Origin of the sequence: Dechloromonas sp. HYN0024, from assembly GCF_003441615.1 — a bacterium.
Taxonomy (GTDB): Bacteria; Pseudomonadota; Gammaproteobacteria; order Burkholderiales; family Rhodocyclaceae; genus Azonexus.
Genome location: NZ_CP031842.1, coordinates 1,545,641 through 1,568,011 on the forward strand (window position 1 = coordinate 1,545,641; position 22,371 = coordinate 1,568,011).

Annotated in this window: 35 protein-coding genes; 7 read left to right on the forward strand and 28 right to left on the reverse strand. The window is 58.6% G+C overall.

Annotated elements, in window-relative coordinates; translation table 11 throughout:
• Nucleotide 1 precedes the first annotated feature (1 nt).
• Genes arsB through arsA form a run of 3 tightly spaced genes read left to right on the forward strand, consistent with a single transcriptional unit; the run spans nucleotide 2 to nucleotide 3,226 of the window.
• Nucleotides 2-1,069 carry an ACR3 family arsenite efflux transporter gene (arsB, locus tag HYN24_RS07355; RefSeq protein WP_117608640.1) on the forward strand — a complete coding sequence of 356 codons (1,068 nt, stop codon included), beginning with the start codon at nucleotides 2-4 and terminating at the stop codon, nucleotides 1,067-1,069.
• A gap of 17 nt (nucleotides 1,070-1,086) precedes the next feature.
• Nucleotides 1,087-1,458, forward strand: a complete 372-nt coding sequence (gene arsD, locus HYN24_RS07360; protein ID WP_117610245.1) for an arsenite efflux transporter metallochaperone ArsD — start codon at nucleotides 1,087-1,089, stop codon at nucleotides 1,456-1,458.
• A 16-nt stretch (nucleotides 1,459-1,474) separates the two neighbouring features.
• Nucleotides 1,475-3,226, forward strand: coding sequence for an arsenical pump-driving ATPase (arsA, locus tag HYN24_RS07365; protein WP_117608641.1), 1,752 nt, complete (start codon nucleotides 1,475-1,477; stop codon nucleotides 3,224-3,226).
• Between the two features lie 192 nt (nucleotides 3,227-3,418).
• On the opposite strand, the gene HYN24_RS07370 is transcribed toward arsA, so the two are convergent.
• Complete coding sequence (locus HYN24_RS07370) at nucleotides 3,419-4,531, reverse strand: glycosyltransferase family 1 protein (protein ID WP_117608642.1); 1,113 nt, start codon at nucleotides 4,529-4,531, stop codon at nucleotides 3,419-3,421.
• A gap of 141 nt (nucleotides 4,532-4,672) precedes the next feature.
• Here HYN24_RS07370 and HYN24_RS07375 point away from each other — a divergent pair, with 141 nt between their 5' ends.
• Together HYN24_RS07375 and HYN24_RS07380 are read left to right on the forward strand one after the other, a co-directional pair.
• Complete coding sequence (locus tag HYN24_RS07375; RefSeq protein ID WP_162888642.1) at nucleotides 4,673-5,194, forward strand: hypothetical protein; 522 nt, start codon at nucleotides 4,673-4,675, stop codon at nucleotides 5,192-5,194.
• 58 nt (nucleotides 5,195-5,252) lie between these two features.
• The gene (locus tag HYN24_RS07380; protein WP_117608644.1) at nucleotides 5,253-5,558 is read left to right on the forward strand and encodes a hypothetical protein; all 306 of its coding nucleotides are present in this window, start codon (nucleotides 5,253-5,255) and stop codon (nucleotides 5,556-5,558) included.
• A 76-nt stretch (nucleotides 5,559-5,634) separates the two neighbouring features.
• Here the strand turns inward: HYN24_RS07380 and HYN24_RS15830 are convergent, their stop codons facing one another.
• The 23 genes from HYN24_RS15830 to HYN24_RS07470 all read right to left on the reverse strand — a co-directional run bounded on the left by HYN24_RS15830 (nucleotide 5,635) and on the right by HYN24_RS07470 (nucleotide 15,411).
• Nucleotides 5,635-5,781, reverse strand: coding sequence for a hypothetical protein (locus HYN24_RS15830; protein WP_162888643.1), 147 nt, complete (start codon nucleotides 5,779-5,781; stop codon nucleotides 5,635-5,637).
• Nucleotides 5,782-5,783: 2 nt separating this feature from the next.
• On the reverse strand, nucleotides 5,784-5,930 hold the full coding sequence (locus HYN24_RS15835) for a hypothetical protein (RefSeq protein WP_162888644.1): 147 nt from the start codon (nucleotides 5,928-5,930) through the stop codon (nucleotides 5,784-5,786).
• A complete protein-coding gene (locus HYN24_RS15840; protein WP_162888645.1) occupies nucleotides 5,923-6,078 on the reverse strand; it encodes a hypothetical protein in 156 nt (51 codons plus the stop codon). Before HYN24_RS15840 ends, HYN24_RS15835 begins: the two co-directional genes overlap by 8 nt.
• Before the next feature lie 13 nt (nucleotides 6,079-6,091).
• Entirely contained in the window at nucleotides 6,092-6,391 is a 300-nt protein-coding gene (locus HYN24_RS07385) for a hypothetical protein (RefSeq protein WP_117608645.1), read from the reverse strand.
• Nucleotides 6,376-6,630: a hypothetical protein gene (locus tag HYN24_RS07390; protein ID WP_117608646.1), complete on the reverse strand. Its 255-nt coding sequence runs from the start codon at nucleotides 6,628-6,630 to the stop codon at nucleotides 6,376-6,378. The genes HYN24_RS07385 and HYN24_RS07390 overlap by 16 nt, the downstream gene beginning before the upstream one ends.
• Nucleotides 6,627-6,890, reverse strand: a complete 264-nt coding sequence (locus tag HYN24_RS07395) for a hypothetical protein (RefSeq protein WP_117608647.1) — start codon at nucleotides 6,888-6,890, stop codon at nucleotides 6,627-6,629. Before HYN24_RS07395 ends, HYN24_RS07390 begins: the two co-directional genes overlap by 4 nt.
• Complete coding sequence (locus HYN24_RS07400) at nucleotides 6,887-7,396, reverse strand: glycoside hydrolase family 104 protein (RefSeq protein WP_162888646.1); 510 nt, start codon at nucleotides 7,394-7,396, stop codon at nucleotides 6,887-6,889. The genes HYN24_RS07395 and HYN24_RS07400 overlap by 4 nt, the downstream gene beginning before the upstream one ends.
• 80 nt (nucleotides 7,397-7,476) lie before the next feature.
• Nucleotides 7,477-7,722, reverse strand: coding sequence for a hypothetical protein (locus tag HYN24_RS07405; RefSeq protein WP_117608649.1), 246 nt, complete (start codon nucleotides 7,720-7,722; stop codon nucleotides 7,477-7,479).
• Complete coding sequence (locus HYN24_RS07410) at nucleotides 7,722-8,486, reverse strand: hypothetical protein (protein WP_117608650.1); 765 nt, start codon at nucleotides 8,484-8,486, stop codon at nucleotides 7,722-7,724. Before HYN24_RS07410 ends, HYN24_RS07405 begins: the two co-directional genes overlap by 1 nt.
• 2 nt (nucleotides 8,487-8,488) lie before the next feature.
• The gene (locus tag HYN24_RS07415; RefSeq protein ID WP_117608651.1) at nucleotides 8,489-8,977 is read right to left on the reverse strand and encodes a hypothetical protein; all 489 of its coding nucleotides are present in this window, start codon (nucleotides 8,975-8,977) and stop codon (nucleotides 8,489-8,491) included.
• A 2-nt stretch (nucleotides 8,978-8,979) separates the two neighbouring features.
• Nucleotides 8,980-9,327, reverse strand: a complete 348-nt coding sequence (locus HYN24_RS07420) for a hypothetical protein (RefSeq protein WP_117608652.1) — start codon at nucleotides 9,325-9,327, stop codon at nucleotides 8,980-8,982.
• A 3-nt stretch (nucleotides 9,328-9,330) separates the two neighbouring features.
• The gene (locus tag HYN24_RS07425) at nucleotides 9,331-9,744 is read right to left on the reverse strand and encodes a hypothetical protein (protein WP_117608653.1); all 414 of its coding nucleotides are present in this window, start codon (nucleotides 9,742-9,744) and stop codon (nucleotides 9,331-9,333) included.
• The gene (locus tag HYN24_RS07430) at nucleotides 9,744-10,535 is read right to left on the reverse strand and encodes a major capsid protein P2 (protein WP_117608654.1); all 792 of its coding nucleotides are present in this window, start codon (nucleotides 10,533-10,535) and stop codon (nucleotides 9,744-9,746) included. The genes HYN24_RS07425 and HYN24_RS07430 overlap by 1 nt, the downstream gene beginning before the upstream one ends.
• A 263-nt stretch (nucleotides 10,536-10,798) precedes the next feature.
• On the reverse strand, nucleotides 10,799-11,317 hold the full coding sequence (locus HYN24_RS07435) for a hypothetical protein (protein ID WP_162888647.1): 519 nt from the start codon (nucleotides 11,315-11,317) through the stop codon (nucleotides 10,799-10,801).
• A gap of 95 nt (nucleotides 11,318-11,412) precedes the next feature.
• Complete coding sequence (locus HYN24_RS07440; protein WP_117608656.1) at nucleotides 11,413-11,943, reverse strand: hypothetical protein; 531 nt, start codon at nucleotides 11,941-11,943, stop codon at nucleotides 11,413-11,415.
• A gap of 276 nt (nucleotides 11,944-12,219) precedes the next feature.
• Nucleotides 12,220-12,384, reverse strand: a complete 165-nt coding sequence (locus HYN24_RS15845) for a hypothetical protein (RefSeq protein WP_162888648.1) — start codon at nucleotides 12,382-12,384, stop codon at nucleotides 12,220-12,222.
• Nucleotides 12,381-12,581 (reverse strand): hypothetical protein, encoded by a 201-nt coding sequence (locus tag HYN24_RS07445; RefSeq protein ID WP_117608657.1) that lies wholly within the window; start codon nucleotides 12,579-12,581, stop codon nucleotides 12,381-12,383. The genes HYN24_RS15845 and HYN24_RS07445 overlap by 4 nt, the downstream gene beginning before the upstream one ends.
• Nucleotides 12,581-12,751: a hypothetical protein gene (locus HYN24_RS15850; RefSeq protein WP_162888649.1), complete on the reverse strand. Its 171-nt coding sequence runs from the start codon at nucleotides 12,749-12,751 to the stop codon at nucleotides 12,581-12,583. The genes HYN24_RS07445 and HYN24_RS15850 overlap by 1 nt, the downstream gene beginning before the upstream one ends.
• Nucleotides 12,748-13,260 (reverse strand): hypothetical protein, encoded by a 513-nt coding sequence (locus tag HYN24_RS07450; protein WP_117608658.1) that lies wholly within the window; start codon nucleotides 13,258-13,260, stop codon nucleotides 12,748-12,750. The genes HYN24_RS15850 and HYN24_RS07450 overlap by 4 nt, the downstream gene beginning before the upstream one ends.
• The gene (locus HYN24_RS07455; RefSeq protein WP_162888650.1) at nucleotides 13,260-14,726 is read right to left on the reverse strand and encodes a protein rep; all 1,467 of its coding nucleotides are present in this window, start codon (nucleotides 14,724-14,726) and stop codon (nucleotides 13,260-13,262) included. Before HYN24_RS07455 ends, HYN24_RS07450 begins: the two co-directional genes overlap by 1 nt.
• Before the next feature lie 81 nt (nucleotides 14,727-14,807).
• Nucleotides 14,808-15,035, reverse strand: a complete 228-nt coding sequence (locus HYN24_RS07460) for a hypothetical protein (RefSeq protein WP_117608660.1) — start codon at nucleotides 15,033-15,035, stop codon at nucleotides 14,808-14,810.
• Nucleotides 15,032-15,229 carry a hypothetical protein gene (locus HYN24_RS07465; RefSeq protein ID WP_162888651.1) on the reverse strand — a complete coding sequence of 66 codons (198 nt, stop codon included), beginning with the start codon at nucleotides 15,227-15,229 and terminating at the stop codon, nucleotides 15,032-15,034. Before HYN24_RS07465 ends, HYN24_RS07460 begins: the two co-directional genes overlap by 4 nt.
• Nucleotides 15,226-15,411: a hypothetical protein gene (locus HYN24_RS07470; RefSeq protein WP_117608662.1), complete on the reverse strand. Its 186-nt coding sequence runs from the start codon at nucleotides 15,409-15,411 to the stop codon at nucleotides 15,226-15,228. Before HYN24_RS07470 ends, HYN24_RS07465 begins: the two co-directional genes overlap by 4 nt.
• A gap of 291 nt (nucleotides 15,412-15,702) precedes the next feature.
• Here HYN24_RS07470 and HYN24_RS15855 point away from each other — a divergent pair, with 291 nt between their 5' ends.
• Both HYN24_RS15855 and HYN24_RS07475 read left to right on the forward strand, forming a co-directional pair.
• Complete coding sequence (locus tag HYN24_RS15855) at nucleotides 15,703-15,975, forward strand: hypothetical protein (protein WP_162888652.1); 273 nt, start codon at nucleotides 15,703-15,705, stop codon at nucleotides 15,973-15,975.
• A 172-nt stretch (nucleotides 15,976-16,147) separates the two neighbouring features.
• On the forward strand, nucleotides 16,148-16,480 hold the full coding sequence (locus HYN24_RS07475) for a phage protein NinX family protein (RefSeq protein ID WP_162888653.1): 333 nt from the start codon (nucleotides 16,148-16,150) through the stop codon (nucleotides 16,478-16,480).
• On the opposite strand, the gene HYN24_RS07480 is transcribed toward HYN24_RS07475, so the two are convergent.
• From HYN24_RS07480 to lexA, 4 genes are read right to left on the reverse strand one after another with little or no spacing between them, the layout of a single operon-like run.
• The gene (locus tag HYN24_RS07480; protein ID WP_117608664.1) at nucleotides 16,474-19,557 is read right to left on the reverse strand and encodes an error-prone DNA polymerase; all 3,084 of its coding nucleotides are present in this window, start codon (nucleotides 19,555-19,557) and stop codon (nucleotides 16,474-16,476) included. The genes HYN24_RS07475 and HYN24_RS07480 overlap by 7 nt on opposite strands.
• Nucleotides 19,558-19,572: 15 nt before the next feature.
• A complete protein-coding gene (locus HYN24_RS07485) occupies nucleotides 19,573-21,063 on the reverse strand; it encodes a DNA polymerase Y family protein (protein ID WP_162888654.1) in 1,491 nt (496 codons plus the stop codon).
• Nucleotides 20,996-21,721: a translesion DNA synthesis-associated protein ImuA gene (gene imuA / locus HYN24_RS07490; RefSeq protein ID WP_205421462.1), complete on the reverse strand. Its 726-nt coding sequence runs from the start codon at nucleotides 21,719-21,721 to the stop codon at nucleotides 20,996-20,998. Before imuA ends, HYN24_RS07485 begins: the two co-directional genes overlap by 68 nt.
• Nucleotides 21,718-22,323 (reverse strand): transcriptional repressor LexA, encoded by a 606-nt coding sequence (gene lexA / locus HYN24_RS07495; protein WP_117608666.1) that lies wholly within the window; start codon nucleotides 22,321-22,323, stop codon nucleotides 21,718-21,720. The genes imuA and lexA overlap by 4 nt, the downstream gene beginning before the upstream one ends.
• Between the last annotated feature and the right edge of the window lie 48 nt (nucleotides 22,324-22,371).

Below are 22,371 nucleotides of genomic sequence, written 5' to 3' on the forward strand. Positions count from 1 at the left end.
CATGTCTGCTCAATGTGAAACGACAGCCAAGCTGGCAGCGGGTGCGCCGATGAGTCGGTTCGAGCGATACCTGACGGTCTGGGTCTTTCTCTGCATCATCGCCGGGATTGCCTTTGGCCAACTGGCGCCGGGGCTCTTTCAGGCGATTGGCAGTCTGGAAGTGGCTCGGGTCAATCTCCCGGTTGGCCTGCTCATCTGGGTGATGATTATTCCGATGCTGGTCAAGGTCGATTTTGGAGCGCTGCACGAAGTAAAGCAGCACGTCCGGGGTATCGGCGTCACCCTTTTCGTCAATTGGCTGGTCAAGCCTTTTTCGATGGCTTTCCTGGCGTGGCTTTTCATCCGCAACCTGTTTGCGCCCATGCTGCCCGCCGATCAACTGGACAGTTATATCGCCGGATTGATTCTTCTCGCCGCCGCCCCGTGTACCGCCATGGTCTTCGTGTGGAGCCGCCTGACCAACGGTGACCCGTTGTTTACCCTGTCGCAGGTGGCGCTCAACGATTCCATCATGGTTCTGGCTTTCGCCCCCCTGGTTGCCTTCCTGCTCGGCATTTCTGCCATCACTGTGCCCTGGGCCACATTACTGACGTCCGTTGTGCTGTATATCGTTATCCCAGTGGTGCTGGCTCAGCTCTGGCGCAAATCGCTGTTGACCAAAGGACAAGGCGTCTTCGATGCGACGATGGAAAGAATTGGCCCGTGGTCGATCTCGGCCCTGCTGGTCACACTGGTATTGCTCTTCGCTTTTCAAGGTGAGGCCATTCTCAAGCAACCGCTGGTGATTGCATTGTTGGCTGTGCCTATTCTCATCCAGGTGTTCTTCAATTCTGCCCTGGCGTATTGGTTGAATCGAGCCGTCGGTGAAAAGCACAACATCGCCTGTCCGTCGGCCTTGATTGGCGCATCGAATTTCTTCGAGCTGGCTGTCGCCGCGGCGATCAGCTTGTTTGGCTTTGAATCGGGGGCGGCATTGGCCACCGTGGTCGGCGTGCTCATTGAAGTGCCGGTCATGTTGCTGGTAGTCAAGGTGGTGAATTCGTCCAAGGGCTGGTACGAAGCCGGCTAATGTCACAGGAGAGTGTCATGAAAAAACTTGAAGTGTTTGACCCTGCCATGTGTTGTTCCACGGGTGTTTGCGGTGTCGAGGTTGACCCGGTGCTCGCCCAGTTCGCTGCTGACCTCAAATGGGTCGAGGAGCATGGCATTGCTGTCCAGCGTTACAACCTCGGTCAAGAGCCGCAAGCCTTTGCCGCCAATCCGGCGGTTGTGAAGGAAATGGAAGCTGGCATGGACCGGCTGCCCGTTCTGGCGGTTGACGGCCATATCATCACAACCGGCATGTACCCCTCACGCCAGCAACTATCCCAGAAACTGGGTATTGCCCTGACGACCGCGGAAAAACCCCACATCAAGGCGGGTAGCACCTGTTGTTCGCCCAAATCGGGCTGTTGTTAATTCGGAGACTCTGATCATGGCCTTACCCGACACCCAAACACGGTACCTGTTCTTCACTGGTAAAGGCGGTGTAGGTAAGACCTCGCTCTCCTGCGCCACGGGCCTTACCCTGGCTGAAGCAGGAAAGAAAGTACTCATTGTCAGTACCGACCCAGCCTCCAACCTCGACGAGGTACTGGGTGTTGGTCTGGGGCAGACCCCTACGGCCATCCCCAATGCGGCTGGCCTGTTTGCCTTGAATATCGACCCGGAAGCAGCCGCGCACGCTTATCGGGAGCGGATGGTTTCACCCTATCGCGGCATCCTTCCGGCCGCAGCGATCCAGAGCATGGAAGAGCAATTCTCGGGGGCTTGCACCGTTGAAATTGCCGCCTTTGACGAGTTCTCCAAACTACTTGGCGACCCAACGGCGACGGCAGAGTTCGATCATGTGATTTTTGATACGGCGCCGACCGGTCATACGCTCCGCTTGCTCACCTTGCCGACGGCCTGGAACGAATTCATCGGGTCATCTACCGGTGGCGCGTCCTGCCTTGGCCCGCTGGCTGGTCTCGAGAAACAGAAGGCGCTCTACGCCGCGACCGTTGCCCGCCTAGCCAATCCCGGCGAAACAACGGTCATCCTGGTCAGCCGACCGGAGACCGCTTCGCTGCGAGAAGCTGAACGGACGCGCGGAGAATTGTCCGAACTGGGCGTCGTCAATCTTCACTTGGCCATCAACGGGCTTTTTGCCGCGACAGATTCGGCCGATGCGATTGCCAATGCCATGGCCCTGAGGGCAGGCAAGGCATTGGCGGCCATGCCCAAAGCGCTTGCCGACCTGCCGGGCACTACCATTCCGTTCTTACCCAGAGGGACGGTTGGACTCGATGCCTTACGTCTCATGGCGCATCCGGAGGGCGTATCGGCTGGCTTCACGAACCGGCAAATTGAAACGACTGAGCTGCCTCCGGGCCTGGCCAGCCTGATCGACGATATTGCGAAAACCGGTCATGGCGTCGTAATGACCATGGGCAAGGGCGGTGTCGGCAAGACGACGGTTGCCGCAGCGATTGCACTGGCGTTGGCCCAGCGCGGCGGCAAGGTTGTGCTGTCGACCACCGACCCGGCGGCCCATGTCGCTGCTGCCATTGATGGTGTCGTACCCGGCCTGACGGTTACCCGGATTGACCCTGAAAAGGAAGTCGCTCAATACACTCAGGACGTGCTTGAAAAAGCGGGCAAGAGCCTCGATTCAGGCGGTCGGGCGATGCTGGAAGAAGACCTGCGCTCACCCTGCACGGAAGAGATTGCCGTATTCCGAGCCTTCGCCCGAACCGTCGATGAAGGCAAGGATGGGTTCGTTGTGCTTGATACGGCACCAACGGGCCACACCATTTTGCTTCTGGATGCCGCCGAGGCCTATCACCGTGAAGTCATGCGCACGCAGGGCGACATGCCCGAAACGGTTCGTCAGTTGCTGCCCCGCTTGCGGGACAAGGATTTCACCCATGTGCTGATTGTCACGCTGCCGGAGGCCACGCCGGTTCACGAAGCAGAGCGCCTTCAGGGTGATTTGGCGCGGGCCGGCATCACGCCATTCGCCTGGGTCATCAATCAATCATTGCTGGCGAGCGGCACCCATGACCCGTTGCTTTGCCAGCGTGGGGCTTATGAAATCCCGTTCATCAGGCATGTCGCCGACGCGTCGGGAAATCGGAGTGTATTGATTCCTTGGCTAGCCGAGGCACCGGTTGGGCAGCATGGGCTTGAGCAGGTTGTTCGCTAACAGCCCAAATTAATCCGGAGGTATGTCCGCTTCGCCACGCCATGCAATGCAATGCAATGCGGGCATACAGATACCCTCTTGTTGTCAGGACCCCATCGCCACTGAGGCGGCATGCCTGACCGACAGGGGGTGATCTTGAAAGTGGTGGGGTGGGGTAGTCGAACTTCGGCTCAAAAAGCCACGATTTTCATGTCAAATCGTTTCAGCAGGACGTTGAATTTTTGTTTCCGGAAAGTGCTCGGGGTTGAGCAGTCGGTCGGTTACCTCGACCCAGTTCAGGATGGGACGTGATCGTTCGTGCGGCGCCCGCAATGCCGCGCCCATGGCCTTGATGATGGATTCAGCATGGCCCGGAATATAGCCAAAACGTCCCGGGTAATCGCCGGTTACCGAGTGCGGGCAGACCGTTGGCAGGGCGAAGAAATCATATTGCAGCATTTTCAGCGAGCTGTCGGCCAGATAGACCGGGACATTGTCCGAAATATAAGGTGCAAGGCCGACATTGGCATGCTTGATGTAGCGGATTGTTTCAGCGTACGCCATGTCGCCATAAACCACGACATTGTCCCCATAGCCGGGCAAGCGCCCCAGCCCGGAGCCGATCACATGAAAGTTGGCCTCGGGAAAGGCCTGGCTGGCGATCACAATGAAAGCCGGATCAAAGAGCATTGATCCGATCGAGACAGCGTGCCGCCCTGTGCTGTAAGGGGAGGGGTCTCCCAGTTCAGCGAGGTCGCCATCCAGTCCGTTGGGGACGCAATGGACATTGCCCTTGTTCGGAATATTGTCGGCCATGCGTGCCGAGAGAAGGCAAAGGGCGTCAAATTCGCCGGCTAGGCGATCAAGGTTTAGCCGGGCATAGCGGGCCGCATTGATTGTCGCCAGATCGTCGGAGCCACGATAGATATGGCGGGCCGCCGGGTTCAGACGCTTCGCCAGTTCAAAATAGATGGGGGCGATGCCGCTTTCATAGATGATGACGTCGGCCTGTCTGGCCCAGTCGCTCAGCACCCGGCTTGGCAGATGCTGGTAGAGCCAGAAAGTCGCATTTTCGAGTGGTCTGAGCAGGGGCGAGCGCATATTGAACGGGTGAATCGGCGTCTTCCAGAGATAGCACTCGACGCCCTTGTGCTGTTCAATGCGGTTGGCCTGCGTATCAATGCCCAGGCGAATATCACCCTTGTGCCGCGACAGGGCACTATAGCGGAGCGAAAAAAACTGTACGCTGCCGCGCCTGGCCAGTTCGTCGGCGATGAAATGAATACTCGACCGGCGGGCGGTACGGTAGTCGTGATGCGCCGTCACAAATACTTTACATAATACAAATTATGCGCTGTTCGTTGTCATAGAAATTTGGCTTTCCGTGTTCTTTTCGTTCCCCAGCGAAAACACCCCAGTTTTACAACGTTGTCCCTTTACTCAAAATGCATTGGGAGAGCACGGAAAATGGCTGAAAATAAATTTGTAAAAAGTTCGTATGAGCGGGCTTTTTCCGCCTGGTTTTCTGAGTACGAACAGGAACGACGCCATCAGAAGAAGCGGAAAGGCTCTCGCCTAACCGGGTTTCCCGAGCCGCCAGCGAGTCCTGAGAACATTGCCCACATGCTCGAGCAGATCGGCGTCAAAAAGGCCCTGGCGACGCTGGGCGTTCATCGCAGCACCATTGCGCGATGGTTGGCCGGCAAAGCCGTGATTCCCCGGCCGTCCTGGTTGCTCCTGGTACTCATGGCAGAGGGTCGGCTGCCGGGCATGTCCGAGGACTGGCGAGACTTCCGCTTTGACGGTGACACGCTCTGCCAGATCGGCACACGGATCCACTACACGGCGCGGGAAATTGCTGGCTGGCCCTACCAGCTGGAACATTCTCGCGCCCTTGCTCGGCGCGTGGTGGCGTTGGAAAAAGAGAAAGCCCACTTGTTGAAGGTTGGCTATTTTGAAGCAGCCAATGATGCCTTGATCGCGGTTTGATCTTGACCAGGAACAACAATGCACAGAGGATACGGCTTTGTTTTCGACTGGGGAAAATATGCAATACGACGAGGGGTGGATTGTTGCCTATGCGATGGCATTGGAACAAAAGGCAAAGGCACTTGTTTCACGAGCCTGGATGACCGCAATTATTATTGGTGCTATTGCCTTACTTGCTTTGATATCTGTTCCGTTGGGTGCTCAGGATGCTCAAAGAAATTCATTTATTTTCTTTGTCGCCCTGGGAACAATTGGACTCGGATTTTTTCTCGCAAACCGTGCAGAGGCAAAAGCGGCGATGATTCGACTTCAGGCACATCAAGCTTTGTGCCAGGTACAGATTGAGCGCAATACGCGGAAATGAAAAAAGGCCCCTCGGGGCCTTTGTTACTTCCGGCGCTTGAAACGCCCATTTTTGCCTCGCGGCGGTAATCGCTTGCTCATTGCTGATTCACCTTTTGCAGTAGGAAAAACTTCTGGATGTTGGGCGGCATCAATCGCACCAGGGCGACAACCAGGAGCGCCCCAGCTGCTACACAAATTGCCTCGCGGACGATGGCCGGGGCGGTTGGAATGTAATCGCTCATGGTCAGTGGTGCGTATCAATATGCGCGTCGATCCGCTCATGCGCCCGGACGGTCATTTCATGAAGATTCTTAAGGTCAGCGCGGATCGCACCATAGGCCATACCCCCCAGGGCCAAGTAACCCCCGATATGCAGAATCCAATCAGGCATGGCCTTCCCTCAAAAAGACAGCCAGGGAACCACACATGGCGGCAATACCGCCCGCCACAAGGCCCAGCGTTCCCGGCAGAAAGTGAGACACGGTGCCGGCAATGGTAGCGATACCGGCCCAGGTAGAAGGCTCTTTGATACGGTCCATAATAATTACTCCCTTAGTTGGTCAAACGATTCCAGGCACCGGAGACAAACTCCCCGGCCGGCAGATGAAAAGAGGCGTTCCAGTAATCCCCGGCGGCTAGTTCGGCCTGTCCTTGGCTGACATTGGTACGCGGTATGCCAATTCCATCACCAATGCCCAGGACGACGCCGGTGGCGGCATCAACTACCGCCCCACCGGCGGCGGCCCCCATATCGGCAGCCAGATTGCTACCAGCTGGGCGGCGAAGGTAGATCACCACGCCAACCAGGGCCACGCCCAGGAGCAAGTAAGCCGGGTTTATCGGCACACGCATGGATTCGCCGTCATGGGTTCTTGCCCAATGACCTGGTGAAATCCAGGGGCATGGGCGTTCGGTCCATAGGGGCCGTAATCACCGAGGCCGTAGCCCTGCATCTGCTCCCACTGGTTCGTGATCGAACCATACGGATCAACCGGCGCGATTTCGGCGGAAATGGTGGCGGAGGCATGGGCATGGCCCAATTTCTTGAACAGCCAGAGGCCGACAATCACCAGGGCGATATTCTTGATCATGGGGCGCTCCAGACGAGGTTGCCGTTCAGGTAGTAGTTGCCCTGGGGATCAATGGCCGTGCCGTTGTCGAAATACTGCCAGGCATAACCCGGCTCACTCGGCAGCGCGGAGTTCGTGACGTTCTTGGCGTACATGCCGCCGACAGCATTGATCGGCTTGTTGACCACCTGGGGAGCGGCTGGGGTGCGGGTGAAAGTTTTCCACGCCACATAGGCGAGGATGCCCCCGGCAATGAGCGTGACGATATCTTCGGATTTCATGCGATGGTGCTCCCTTCGAATTGGCCGCCAGCGGCCACAATAATTTGGTGTGCTTTATCCAGGGAATAGCCCTGCTCCATGGCCCCCGGCAGGCTGGTCCATTCCGGACGGCACTTGGCAATCGCCCGGTCAAAGCGGCCGGCCATCACATCAGCCAGCGCACCGCGCACTTTGATCAAGGCAACAGCGGCGAAGTCCTGCGATGCCGGCGAAAAATCAGCCAGGGTGTATTGCCTCGCCAATGCCGTCCAGGTCGTCCAGGTGATCTGATACGCCCCGGCCGCAGAGGTGCGGCGGCCGTCTGGCGTGGTGAAAAATACGTGCGGGTGCCCGGAAAAGTCGGCGAAATGAGAGCCGCCCCACATAACTTGATAATCCCCGCCAGATTCCCCGTATTTGATCAAGGCCAGAAAGGCTTGAACGTTCGGGTTTTCCAGGGTGCTTTGGTCAATGCTCATAAAGGCAGAATCCAGGGTGGAAACGGCGCTATCGATCACCTCAGCCACCCCGCCCTGCCCTTGCTGATCGGTCAGCAGATACAGGGCGAGGGCAGCAGCGGAGGCAATCAGGAGCGACTCGGGGTTCATTACGCGGCGGCATCGGTCGGATTTATGATGTTCCAGCCATTGATATGGCACACCTGGTTAAAAACAGTGCGGGTTAGCGCGGCGGCATCGGCGGCACTCAGTAGGGCGCGTATTTCAACCAGGCCAGCGACAGCGCCAACAGCCTGCGCGTTAGTTTGCAGCGCCGTGGCAATGATTGGGGCCAGCCGTGCAGCGTCAATTTCAACGGGCGTTTTGAAATAGGGATTGTCGATTTTGAGTGCCATTAGACGGCCTCCTCATTCCACTGGAACGTGGTTTGCAAATTGTTGTTAAGCGACGCTGACCACATGATGATGCCGTTGCCTGGCTGGATGGCTACAGGCTCCGAGAACGGAAAGTCTTTTGACTCATTCGCCAGGGAAATCGAAAACGCGCCAATGGTTGTGCCAATGATGGCGGCCGCATTGGTGTTTCTGAGTTCGCCCACTGAAGCCGTGCCGGCTCCGATAAATTTGGTGGTGCCGTTGCCTTGCAAGGTAGCTAGGGCGGCATTGTGTCGAGCAAGGCCAACCCCTGTTGGCGCGGCCGTGACGGTGTAAAGGGATACCTTGTTGAGAATCAGGTTTTTACCGCTTCCGGCCGGGTTCCACAGCTGCGTCATTGAATAATTGCCAGCGGCACCCGCGTTCGATGCGGCACCGATAAAACAGGCATTACTTTTCACCCGCACCAATTCGCCGTTAATGATGGATACCGTTCCGGCTACCTGGCTATCTTGAATTTCGCCATTACCCACCACCACAAAACCCATGATCGTGCCGGCGTTCTTGTAGTTGCTCAGATACCAGGAACGGCAATTCGTCGGCGTCTTGATGGATTGACCAGGGCGGAGCAAGGTTTGCACACCGCCCGTGTCGGACTTGATCAGGATGGTTTCATCGGCACCGCCGGCGCTTCCCGCGTAATACCGAAAATATTGTCCTTCTGCGGCCAGTTCGCGGGTCTGGTTAGGCGCCAGCGTGAAATCGTAAATCTGCAAACCAACCATGATCAGCCTTTCCGTAAAACGAGGTATGCCACCAAGGCCACCCCGGCCAATACCGGGATTTTGTGGGCGTTGTAGTAGTCAATCAGCGATGAAGCGGCTTTCTTCGTGGTCGACGTCGAGGCCAGCGGGGCCTGGCTGGCCTGCGTGACGTAATCCATGTTGGCGGCTGTCATGGCGAGGGCACCCATTGCCAGGTGATCCGTTACCGCCAACAGCGCGGCATAGTTCTGGGGATCGCTGGAATTGTTGCTGATCGTGATCGGACTCGAATCCGTAGCTACGCCCACCCCACCCGAGTTGATGACCTGGCGTTTATCGACGTTGGTCGTGTCGGTGGTCGTCGTGTTTCCGGCATTGTCGACGTTGCCGGTTTTGGATCCGATACCACCGGACGACACACCGCCGCCGCTGCTACCGCCACCGCCGCCAAGCAGGCCGCCCAGGGGATTCATGCCACCCCCACCGCCCAAAATACTGGATAGGAAGCCCATGATTACCCCTTCTTTTTCTTATGCTTGATGATGACCAGGACCACCAGGGCGACAATCAAATACGTCGTCCAATTGCCATTGCCTAGGCTGGCTGCAGCTGGTCCATATCCGGCGTTGGTTTGCAGCGGGGTGTTGTCCTGGCTAGCGGTCTTTTGTGCCGTCGAGGTGATCGGGGAATTGTTGCCGAACGACACATTCCAGCCCGAGTTGTCGAACATGGCCTGCGTCGACTTGGCGTCGGCCCAGCTGGTCGGCTGGCCCCCGCTGGCCCCGCCGCCACCGCCTGATTTCATGTTTGCGCTAGCAACCGAGCCGACAGCACCGATTGCAGCGGCCCAGATTGCCGGCATGGGTTAATCCTTCAGAAGCAAATAGGCAAGTGCGCCAATCAGTAGGATGACCGACAGATTCATCGGCTGATTCACCTGGCCATATCCATTGCGCGGAATACCGGCATAGCGGCCCTGGTAATACAGGCCGCCATTCGTGGCTTCTGCCCTGGCGTAATCCAGCTGCATGGCACCCATGCCCAAACGGGTCATGGCACCAATGCCCTGGGACAACAGGCCGGCCACCTGGGGAGAGATAGACGAGGAGTAACCCGCCGTGTTTTGCGGATCATTGGCCGGCTGAGCCGCCAAGGGGATACCGTAGGTGCCGTTGTCCTGCGGCCCAATGTCGGCGACGGTCAGGGTGTTACCCAAGCCCAGATCGCCGCCATTGGTCGGCCCATACGGATTAGTGTAGAAGCCGGTGAGAGAGGCCATTACATGTTGCCCAGAATGTCGAGGACTTCAATAATTGCCGTCACGGTATCCGCCGCCGAGAAGGTCGGATTGAATTCCATGCTCACCATGTCCGCCGTCTTAATCGAGTTCGAATAGTTGTTATCCAAACACGGGTCAAAGGTGTAGAGGTTGGCCTGGGCGGTCTTTTGATACTCACCCTGGTAGAACGTGTTCACCGCCGTCGGGATGTTGTCGAAGATCACGATGCCGTTTTTCTTCACTTCCAGCAGCGTCATGTTGCCGCCGTGGGCGAAGTGCACCCGCTTGATGATCGCGCCCTTGTTGGCTACGTCGATCAGCTTGAACGGGAACTTGCCGGCACCGCCAAACGAGGAGGTGAAGGGGATTTGCTTGGCGATGATGCCCAGCTGAGCCGGGGGGCCAAGTTCGGCGTAGCTGTCCAGGGTCGGGGCCGTAGCACCGGCAATGGTGACTTCGATGGTCAGCGAGCTGACGCCCTGGGCGGTGTTGATGTTGCCCAGATATTCCTCGGCCATGTCCTTGGCGCGGGGTTCGGTGAAGTCGATAGACAGATACGTGGCGGCAGCGGTCAGGCCACGGTATTGATTGATCAGGTCCAGGCGGGAGCCGGTGTTTTCGAAAACGACTTTGCCATTACAGCGAACCTTGACGTTGGTGATCATGGCCTTGGTGAAGGTGCCACCGAGAGCCAGGATGATGCGGTTGTACGACATACCAACCGGCAGCGAAACGGATGCCACGCCGTTGTTGACGACGTTGGTAAACGGCAGATTTTTAACGAACAGCATGGCGCGGGCCTCTCTTACAGGTCTTTGAGAAGCGGAATGCCCATTTGCTGAGCAATCGGGCGGACGACGATAGCCGTCACGAGCATGAAGGCGACAAACACGCCGTAGGCTTTGAGGTGAGATTCCATTTTTGACTCCGAGAAATAGGGGAAGAAGTTACGGCCCCCATTTCGCGGCCATCGGCGCGGACTGTCACGAAACCACCCCAATAGAAAGGGGGCCATTGAGGCCCCCGTTTTCTTTGTTCCTGGTACAAATTATTTTTAACGAAAAATCAGTTTTCCTGCCGAAATCTTGCCGGTGGCCATATCGCGTTCAATGAAGTCCAGGGGTAGAAGGCTTTGCACCTTGGCTGGCTCAACGCCTAGGACATTGGAGAGCACCTTAATGTCGGAGGCGTAGTTCAGACGGCCGCAACGGACCTTCGTCGCGTTGGAAAAGAAATTCTTATCGATACTGGCGGGACGTTGAGACAGCCCGAAAACCCGCATTTTCTTGTGTCGTCCGGTCAGGGTGATTTTTGACCAGGCAGGTGGTGCTTTGCTGGGGGTTGTAACCAGGGAGAGTTCCTCGCAGATCACAGTGCAGTTTCCGGCCTCGTAGGCGATATCACAAAATCCGTCGAACTGCGCTTTGATGATCTGGTCCGCCAGGATCGGCTGAAACACCAGGGCGAAGGTGCTGGCCTTGGCTTTTGCGTAGGTTGCAGCCAGTGAAGTGACCACTTCACCGAATTCGCCGTATTCCTTGAGCGGGTCAAAGATCATCAGTCGGCGCGGCATCGATCGGCGGATTTCCTGTTTCACATAGGCCGACTTCCCAGACCCCGATGCCCCCATCACCGCCACAATGAGGGCCTTGTTTTTGGCCGACTGATTCAATTGTAGAGGGCCATCTGTGAGTGCACCATCTGGTTTGGTGTTTCCGGCTTGTCCTTGTCCCCAGTCGGGCGGATCACCATCGGCTTTCCATCGTCTTTGGTCTTTGATTGCTCCTGGGCATCCTTGATGGCCTTCTGGGCAATGTTGAAAGCAGCCACCGTTTTGGCCGTCTGGAACAACAGCGGACCAGCGACAATCACCAGCATGAGTTCCGGCGGCATGTTCCCGAAATTGACGCCGTATTTTTCCAGTACCGGGGCCAAGGCGGCAGAGACACGGTTTTTGGTTTCGCTATCCCAGATCGGCGCACAGTCGGGGCAGTAGCCGACGATGATGGCAGCAATCATTTCGACAGCCTGGGAGGCTTCTCGGTAGTAGTCCGGTGGCGGCTGAATATCGGCCGGTGCTTCGGCAGCTGGCGCAGCAGGATCAGTCACGCCGGCAAGTTGGTCGATTTCAGCTGCTCGAGCGGCAATTGTGTCGACTTCCATGAACTTGGGGTTTTCGGTAACGGTGGTGGGTTCCATGATCAGAGTCCAAAAAGGTTCTTTTTCGGAGCCGGCTTAGCAGCAGGGGCCGGTTCATTCACCGGCCCCTGAGCACCTTCCGGCTGGGGTTTATTCTGAAGATTCGGCGCTGCTGGCCTTGGTAGCTTCGCCAGGATGGAGCGGTAACTTTCGGTTCCTTCCTTGGCGTAGGCGCTTAAATCACACCAGGGGCAAGATACGGAGACAGCACCGCCAGCTGATCTTTTGGCAGGAACTGGGCGATTACAGCAGAGGCACGGCACAGAACCCATGGTTTCACGCGGTGCGGCCATTTTTCGCCCTTTCAACCAGATCAGACAGAATAAGGAATGTGGTCCCCACCGCCAATTTGACGGCATTTGGAATCAGCGGATTGCCATTGACGCCCATCAATTCAGCGCGGAGGTCATCAAGGGCGGCGGAAAGTTCTTCGTTGCTCATGCAGTCACCAGTTCCAGGGACTCAGGGGGCACATAGAAAACGAGGGTGGTATCTTGGAATTCATCGGATGGCCGGCTAATCACGGCAAACCCACTCTCGAAACGGTCAATGGTGCATTCCCAACCATTGATAAATTCGTAAAACGTATCGTCGGTTTTGACGACGACACGTTTTCCGATATCGAGGCCGTCGACCATTAGCCCAGGCGCTTCAGGTCGTCGGACTGGACGATAACCGGATCGGCCAGTTCGTCAAACTTGACGGTGGTATCGCCGGTTTCCTTGTTGAAAGACTGGACGACGCCGGCTTTACCTTCGGTGTCGCCAGCGGTGCTGATCACTTGATCCCAGGCTTGGAAAATATTCATGGTTGCTTCTCCTGTTGAAATTCAGAAATGAGGCGTTTGACGGCCTCGGGGTTGTACGAAAGGCCGGCAAACGCCGGCTGCATTTCGATCTGTTTTAGTTCCGCATGGCGCTCCTGGTCAAAGGGGCGATTCAGCAGAAACTCATAAATCGGCTGGGGGTTGTCGAACAGGTCGCGCCAGAAAACATGGGTTCCCTTGATGCGGCCCAGCTGCAAGGCACATTCCTTGGTCACATCGGGCAGGCCCAGGCGGCGCAGGTCGGCGTTGATTTCTTCAATCGGGCGATGGAGGATCACTTTTCGGGCCGGATGGTCATTCACCCAGTCAGGAAAGCGAAACAGGCCGGTGCAGGAAATGCCGAGCGCCTTTGATGATTCCAGGGCGTCGAGTTCGTCGTAGTGCCAGTTGTTGAGCGGGTCATGCAGGCAAAGCGTCGTGTCGGTGGTCAGCCAGTTCGCGGCCCAGGTGGTCCCGGTGCGTGGCAAGGCCAGAATCATGAAGTCGATCATCACTGCACCATGTAGTGGCCGGCGAAAGCGCCCTTAATCACGACAGCGCCGGAATGCGTCGCGGGGGTTGATTTGATCGCGTTGATGTAGTCGTCCAGGTCTTCCTGGCAGGTGGCTGAGTTCGCTACATAGCGGATAAAGTCGGGCAGGCGGTTGTGGCGGAACAGCACCTGGTATTGATCCTGTTCAAGATCGCCCACATGCAGCTGCTCAGGCATCACGGAATCATCAGCGGCGATTTCTTCGTCGGTTCGCTGGTCGTCATTGCCCAGGAGTGCTTTTTTCAAGCCTGGGGACCAGGTGACAGCGCGTTTTCCTTCGATAGCTTCCGAGTATTCAATGAATTTCCGGGTTGCCCATTCATCACCGTTGCCGGCCCAGGTCAGCAGCTGAAACGGCGTGAAGTGCAGCAGGCCGTCGCGCTCCCCTGCACTGCCCTGTTTGGCGTAGTGCCTGGTCATTTCGGACGACTGGCCCCACCGTTCGTCGCGGCCATACTTGGCGATGTATTCCGCCGCCTGGTTGCCGCCCCTGACGTTGAGCGCGTGTTGCAGCATGTCGGCCAGTTTGCGCTGGTCGCCCAGGCCGGTTTTCAGAAGGATATTCACCCAGGCATGCTTAAGCTCGATGATGGCCGTCGATATCAAATCGCCTTGCTCGTTCATCGGGTCGCCCTCGGCGAATCCGTTGGCGTTGGCGAAGATCAGCAGGTGCAGGTGGGGATGCCAGCCGTTTTCCTGCGATATCGTCACTTCGAGGGAGGCGACACTGCCCAGGCGGCCGGCGTCGCGCATGATGTTCTTCCAGGTGCGTGAATTTTGCAGGCGCTGCCGAGCGTTGGTGAACTTTTCGAGCAGTTCGGCCATCGGGTGATCGGCTTCATGCGGAAAGGTCAGCGTCAGGAGGTAGGCTGCGCCCTGGTTGCCCAGGTGCGAAACCAAGGCGGCGGATAGTTCAGCGCGGCGGGTTTCGGCCACCTTGGCGGCGCACACCGGACAGGTCCAGATGTTTCCGCAGCGATTCAGGCCGGTCAGGCTGGCCCCGCTGCCGTCGTCGTTGCGGTACACGGACACGGTGCCGGTATCGCGTTTCATGGAACGGCAGCACCAGCAGGTCCGGTTCTGCTCTTTCCACTCGTTGCCCTTCTTCCACAGCAGGCCCTGGGCGGTGCGCATCAGCGCATAGCGGCCGGCCTGCTGTTTCGATTTTCTATCGGCCCACTCAGGATCGTTATTCCGCGCTGCCTTGCGGACCGCGTGTATCGATTTCGTGTAAGTACCGAGAGTTGTATGCGGCGCTGCTGAGAGGGTCATTTTTTGCACCCAACAGCGGCCGAGCACATGCAGCCCAGGAGAAAGCCAAGGAGCGAACCAATAGCGAGGGCGTGGCAGTAGATCGTGTCGACGGCTTCCGGGGTCATCACAGTTGCCCCCCTGCGCAATAGCATTCAAACCCGGAATATTCACCCTGGTAGAAATCATCGATGAACACACGGGCGGACTCACGATAGGCAGCGATGAGAAACGCCAGGTTGCATAGCGCCGGATTCAAGGCAGCACCCTATTGAGCAGGTCTCTGAACAGGTACACCCTATGGACCAGCTCAAGCCGGAACGTGGCGGGAATATCCGCCCAGGGAATCGATGGTCCAATGGCCCCCAGCTGGCCGCCCAGGGTCAGCAGGATGTATCGGGCTTCCTTGGTGGTCCGGTCCCAAACATCACCGGCCGCTAGTACCTGGTCAGGCGTGGGGAGGAATTCGGCGATGGGTTTCATCGTCTTCCCTCGGCAATATCAGTCCACAGCTCGAGGTCTTCTTTCCACGCAGCAATCAGCAAAAGTAAATTCCTGAGGACCACGGAGGGAATAGAGATTCCCTCCTCGTCACACTTGCGGATAAATCCTTCGGCATCGTCGATTTCACAGGCCGTTTCTATCCGAAACTGGCGGGCTTCTTCGCGGGTCATCATGCCAGCCACCCGTTGAAGTGCTGAGACAGGCGGCGGCGGATGGCGCGGCGGTCCTCGAAGCGTTCGGCAATGTGGAACTGGGCGAAGGTGGCACCGTGTTTCATGGCGTAGCGCATGGCGGCATAGATGCCCCAGGCTTGGACTTTCTTCGCGGCGTGAATGGCCGCCTGGTTAGGTTTCATGGTTATCCCCAAATTTGTGTTACCCGCCCCAGGACCGTCTGTGAGATTGCCTTCGCAGTCCCGCGCTTCCTTTGACGCCCTGCATCGTCATCAGCCACGGCAAAGCAATCTCACAGACGGTGCCGGGGCTGCTCGCTGGATCATTGGGGAATGGGGTTCAGGTCGTCGCTGGCCCCGGCAAGGCGGAATCTATAGATAGGCATTCGCCATTGCAATAGGTCGTCACCGAACCTTGTACATAGCCAGCTGGTTGACTATGCTCAGATTGCACACTTCATTGGGGAATGAAAAATGTCAGTTTCTATAGAACTGCTGGACGCGTTCAAAGCCGCACTGGGCGGCATTTCCGACTATCGCGCTGCAAAGCTTTTGTTGGTCAAACAACCGACTATGAGCGGTTGGCGCAATGAACGGGGTCCAATGTCACCTGAAAAGGTACTTTTGGCCTGCGAATTGTCAGGGCTTGATGCAGTAGATTGGTTATTGCGCCTTTATCGAGAGCGCGCACGATGCGACAAGGAAAAACAGGTACTAGATACCCTGCGGAGCCGCGCCGCTGCTTGATTTTGTCTATCTGGAAAGGTGACGTTTACCGGTCCAAATAGTACAAATTATGCGCGATTCGGGTTGTGGTGTTTTTGCGATGAATGGAATAATTTACCCAACTCGCCCGTTAACCAGGCATTGGCACTCTTCCTCGATGAGTCGCCCAAAGACAACCAACGAAAGGAAGATAATGCGGGTCATAGGTCTTGAAGGTGCACTGCTCGATTTCTGGGTGGCCAAATCGGAGAATCTCAAGCGCTTGCCGGAGGCGCCCGCAGCGGGACAAACGACCCATCAGGAAAGCGGCTACTGGCATCCGGATACGTATCACCCGTCGAGCAACTGGTCTCAGGGGGGCGCCATCGTCGCCAAGGACTGGCACGGTATCGAGGATGGCATGATTGAATGGTTCGGGCCGCATTGGGCTTTTATCAAGCGCATATCTGATGCGCCGCTGCCCTGGTTGATGCGGGCCTACGTAAAAGTCCATTTCGGTGATGAAGTCGAGGATGTCGATCAGTGAAAATCCCGGCTCGCCGTTTCGAGTCGGCCAAGCCATGCTGAAAGGTCAACCAGACGTTTGGCGACCAGATGCACGACTTCTCCTTCAATCTGTAATTGTCCATAAACACCGAGCAGCCGTGCGCCAAGAAGGTCACGCCGCTGGCTTTCGACAAGCTGTGGATGAACGACAACATTGACCAGCCCGCTTTCGTCTTCCAGTGTCACGAAAACGATGCCGGTGGCGGTTCCCGGTCGCTGACGGCCGACCACGATCCCGGCGGCGCGGATCAGGGCGCAATGGCCGGCAGCTTTCAGGCTGGCGGCCATGACGAACCGCCGCGCAGCCAGGTGCGGACGAAGCAGCGCCAATGGGTGACGGCGCAGACTCAGACCGAGGCTGCGGTAATCGGCGACGAGATTTTCGGCCTCGCTCGGCGGCAACAACGTGGTTTCAGGCTCTGGTATCGTCAAACCGTCGAACAGATCCCCCTGAACGACCGCTACAGTCGCCGCCCAGGCAGCCTGACGACGATGACCGGCCAGATTTTGCAGGGCATCGGCCGCGGCCAGCAGATCAAGGTCGCGACGCGTCAGGCTGGCTCGAGCGGCCAGGTCAGCAATGTTTACCAGCGGGGTTTCTCGCCGGTCAAGTGCGGTAATGCGTCCGGCCGCAGCTTTTGACAAGCCGCTGATGTCGCGCAGGCCGAGGCGGACGGCTCCGCTGGCATCGATCCGACTGTCCCAATCGCTTTCCGTGACGTCGGGCGGCAGCACGTTCACGCCATGGCGTCGGGCGTCCTGAATCAGCATCGAGGGTGAGTAAAAGCCCATCGGCTGGCTGTTGAGCAGGCCACACAGAAAAACGGCCGGATGATGCCGTTTGAGCCAGGCCGAGACATAGACGAGCAGCGCGAAGCTGGCGGCGTGCGATTCGGGAAATCCGTATTCTCCGAAGCCCTGTATTTGGGCAATGATGCGCCGGGCGAAAGTATCCGGCAGGCCATTGGCCGCCATGCCGACGAGCAATTTTTGTTCGAAAGGCTCAAGGCCGCCCTTGCGCTTCCAGGCAGCCATTGCCCGCCGCAGCTGGTCGGCCTCGCCGGGGGTGAAATTGGCAGCAACGACGGCCAGTTGCATGACCTGCTCCTGAAAGATCGGTACGCCGCAGGTGCGCTCAAGTACCTTGTCGACGGCCGGCGATATTTTCTCGATGGGCTCCCTGCCCTGTCGCCGCTTGAGGTAGGGATGCACCATGTCCCCCTGGATCGGCCCGGGCCGGACGAGTGCGACCTCGACAACGAGATCGTAGTAACGACGCGGCTTCAGGCGTGGCAGCATGGCCATCTGGGCGCGCGACTCGACTTGAAAAACGCCCATGCTGTCAGCGTGGCAAAGCATGTCGTAGGTGGCCGGATCTTCTCGCGGGATGTCGGCCATCCGCCATGTTCGGCCCGAACTTGCACTCAACAGGGCAAGCATCCGGCGGATGGCTGACAGCATACCGAGAGCCAGCACATCGACCTTCATCAGGCCGACGGCATCGAGATCATCCTTGTCCCACTGGATCACCGTGCGTTCGGCCATGGCTGTATTTTCGACCGGCACCAGTCGGGCCAGCGGCCCGCGCGACATGACGAAGCCGCCGACGTGCTGGGTCAGGTGACGGGGAAAGCCGCGCAATTGCCCGGCGATCCACAGCCATTTCTCGACTCTCGGCGAGTTGGGGTCCAGGCCCTGCTCAGCGAAGCGCGCCGGCAATTGTTCGCGCTTGTCCCACCATGCCAGCGAGGCAGTCAGGGCGTCAATGCGCGCTGTTTCGAAGCCGAGCACCCGGCCCGCATCACGCAGCGCGCCCTTGGTCCGGTAGGTGATCAGGGCCGCCGCCAGCGCCGTGCGTTCCCGCCCGTATTTGCCATAGATATAGGCGATGACCTCGGGGCGGCGCTCGTGCTCGAAGTCGACATCAATATCCGGCGGCTCCCCCCGCTCCTTCGAAATGAAACGCTCAAACAGCATGCCCGAACGATCCGGACTGACTTCGGTAATGCCGAGCGCGAAACAGACGATCGAATTGGCCGCCGAACCACGCCCCTGACACAGGATATCGACGCTGCGGGAAAAACAGACGATGTCGTACACCGTCAGGAAATAAGGCTCATATTTCAGCTCGGCGATCAGTCGCAACTCGTGCTCGATACGTTGCCGTACATCGTCGGGAATTCCCTGTGGATAGCGGCGGCGCAGGCCATCTTCGGTTTCGTGACGGAGCCAGGAGGTCGGCGTGTGGCCGGACGGCACGATTTCTTCCGGGTACTCATAGCGGAGTTCGTCGAGCGAGAACGTACACAGGCCGGCAATTTTCCGGGTTTCCGCCAGTAGTTCTGGCGGATAGAGGCGAGACAGGCGCAGGCGTGTGCGCAGATGCCGCTCGGCATTGGGAAAAAGGGCATAACCCGCCGCAAAGACGGTGGTTTTCAGGCGCAGTGCGGTCAGCACATCCTGTACCGGACGACGCGCCTTGATGTGCATATGCACATCGCCCGCCGCCACCAGTGGCAGGCCGCAGGCCGCACCCAGTGCCTGCAGGTTGGCCAGTCGGCTTGCGTCGTCGGCTCCGGCATGCAGTTCGACGGCAAGCCACAGGCGGCCAGGAAAACGCTCGGCCAGCCACTGCCCGTCAGTCACCAAGGCCCCTGTATCGGGCGCCCACAGCACCAGACAATCGGGGACTGCACCATTCGGCGAGACGATATTCAGGTCATGGCGGTGCAGGGTATAAGCCCCCTTCTCCGCCCGTCGCCGGGCCAGCGTGATGAGCGCCGACAGGTTGCCGTAGCCTTCGCGGTTTTTGGCCAGAAAAATCAGCTTGAGGCCGTCGTGGGTGCGCATCTCACTGCCGACAATCAGTTTTAACCCGGCATGTTTCGCCGCCTGATGCGCCCGGACAATGCCAGCCAGCGAGCACTCATCGGTCAGTGCCAGCGCCGTATACCCTTGTATCGCGGCCTGTTCGACGAGTTCATGCGGATGCGAGGCGCCTCGCAGAAAAGTGAAATTGGAGAGGCAGTGCAACTCGGCATAATCTGGCAGAGACATGGTTTCACCACCCGATCAGGCAAAAAGGCCGTGCAGGAACCAGCCTTGAGCATCCCGGAAAACCCACGCCCACTGACCGAGCGGGTTGCGGGCGATGAAATAGTCGCGTCGGACATCACCGGCCGCCCCGCCCTCGCCCTCGTCCCACCAGCCGCTTTCAAGGCGCTCACCGCGTGACACCAGTTTTAGCGGGCCATGCCAGTGCGGGCTGCCAGCCCGTTCGGCCAGGGCCTGTGGTGTCGGCAACAGCCACAGCGGGCGCGATTGGCTGAAAACGGGTTGCGGTGACTTTTCAGGCGCCTCCTGGGGACAATTTTTGCGTGCAGCGATGGCTGACCGGCGTGCATGGCCCGGGCCGGCATCAAGATCAGACCGTCCCGTGGCGCATTCCGGTCGATGATCGTTCAGCACACCAATCGCCTGTACAGCCCCTTCCCCCAGCCGGGCATGCAGCCGTTCCAGGCAGGCCAGCGCACCTTCTCCAGCAACAGCCTGGTCGAAAAGAGGGTTGCTGACGCCAGGTTTTTCGACCAGTTCATCGGCTTGCAGGCGCAGGACTTCGACTGGCGATTTCAGATGCAAACGGGAAAGATGCTCACGCAAGAGACGAACGAAACGCCCTTCATCGGCGGCCGGTTCGGCAAAACTCAGGGGCAGCACAGTCGGTGGGCCATCATCGTGCATCAACAGAAGCGAACAACGGCGAACCAGCAACTGCCGGCCGTTCAGCCATCCGGCCAGGGAAGCGAATAGGCGCTGCCCGGCAAAGATCAGCGCTTCGGCATGCTTGATGCGAGCCGGTAGCTCGATGTCGATGGCAAAACTGTCGGGAAAAACAAAAGGCGTTTGTGGGTCAGGCTGTTCGCCCCAGGCCCGCAACAAATCGTCGACCGGCCCGCTGCCAATGCGCTGTCGTAACCCGGCGCCGGGTAACCGGCGCAGATCACCCAGGCACTTGAGACCGAACGATGTCAGCCGATTCGTCACTTCATCCGGCCAACCAGGGACAGTACAAGATAAATGCGCCAGGGCTGAGTGCATGACAGACTGTTCTGGATAACTCTGGTTGCCACCATTCCATGCCAGCCAACATGCCCCGAGCGGTGTCGGCGCAACGGCCCAGCGACTTGCGTAGGACTGCGTGGCACAGCCGGCCAGGGCCGCCGCGACGATTGCTTCGACTCCGCCAAACAGACGCAGACAACCACCGATTTCGAGCAGCAATGTATCCGGAGCGACCAGACTGATCGTTGGGGTGAAACACCCGGCCCAGCAGGCGAGATTCTCCAGTGCTGTTTTTTCGTGAGCTTCACAGCGGTCAAAGACGTTCAGACCGGGATGCAGGCCGAGCGCCGTCGACAGCTTTTGACCCGGACCAACCCCGGCTGCCACGGCATCGCCATCGGCAACCCACACCCGCCCGCGAACGACGACTGCGCTAGGCGACTGATGTAGCGGCAAGGCCTCGAGCGGCAACAAGGGAAAGTTCAGGGCCAGCCACAGCACGCGAATTTCTCCCGGCAAGAGGAAGGGGACGAGGAATGGACAAGGCGAGCGGCCGGGAAACCGGCCGGCCGCGCCGTTTGATGATGCGCACCGACAGGCTGCTGCCGCCAGCCGCCAGCGCAAGGCGCAACGGGGCGGATGATGGCGCGCCGGCAGCGGCCGTCGGCCGCCACAAACAGGCAAAAGCCGATAGCCCCTCGGCGGCAACCTGCAGACGACGCAGTGTCCGGGCATCGATATTGGCTTCCGGCCAGGCCAGAACGCCGGCAAAACCGCCACAGGCGAGCAATTGTTCGATACACCAGCCAACCCGCTGACCGGCCTTGATGATGACCAGTCGCTCGAGGGCCAGGCCAGCTGCCGCCCAGGCCGGGGCATGCGGCAACCAGGGCGGCGCCACCAACGCCAGCCAGCCTCCCTCGGCAGACAATCGAGCAAGGGCTGGCAAGAGCAGGCTGATTTCGCCTACGCCGCCCCGGTCGACAAGAATTTCGGTCAGGCTGCCCCGTGGCCAGCCACCACCCGGCAATTCGGCATCGAGTTCAGGGTAACCGCTCGGGATCGTGCTTTCCGGCAGGGATGCCACCGCGTCGCCGCGCCAGACATCGCCCCGGGCCAGCACATCTGCCAAGGCAACCGGCATCGGCTGGGTGGTCATGACAGCTTGGAAACGGCTCCGCGGATCAGGCCGACGGCGATGCCTTCGATGGCAAATTCGACCTCTTCCGGGTTGACGATGATCGGCTGAAAATCGGGGTTTTCGGCAATCAGTCTGATCTGGCCATTGGCCCGCTCCAGACGCTTGACCGTCACTTCTTCATCGATGCGGGCAACGACAATCTGGCCATCGCGCGCCTGATTGGTCTTGTGTACAGCCAGCAGGTCGCCATCGAACATGCCGATATCGATCATCGACAGTCCGCGCACCTTGAGCAGGAAATCGGCCTTCGGTGAAAACATGCTGGCATCGAAGGCATAACGGCCCTGGACGTTTTCGACGGCGAGGATGGGCGAGCCAGCGGCGACGCTGCCGATCAGCGGCAGGCCGAGTTGCTCGACGAGCCGTATGCCGCGCGCCGAACCGGGTTCGAGGACGATGGCGCCCTTCTTGGCGAGCGCCTTGAGGTGGTCTTCGGCTGCATTGGGTGAGGCAAAGCCGAAGGCGCTGGAGATTTCCATGCGCGTCGGCGGCGCGCCGAGGACTTCCAGCGTGCTTTTGATGAAGTCGAGAATTTCCTGCTGACGTGGCGTGAGTTTCATGGCCGGCCTCTGCTAAAAACCAATGACTGTATTTTTGTACAGTAACTG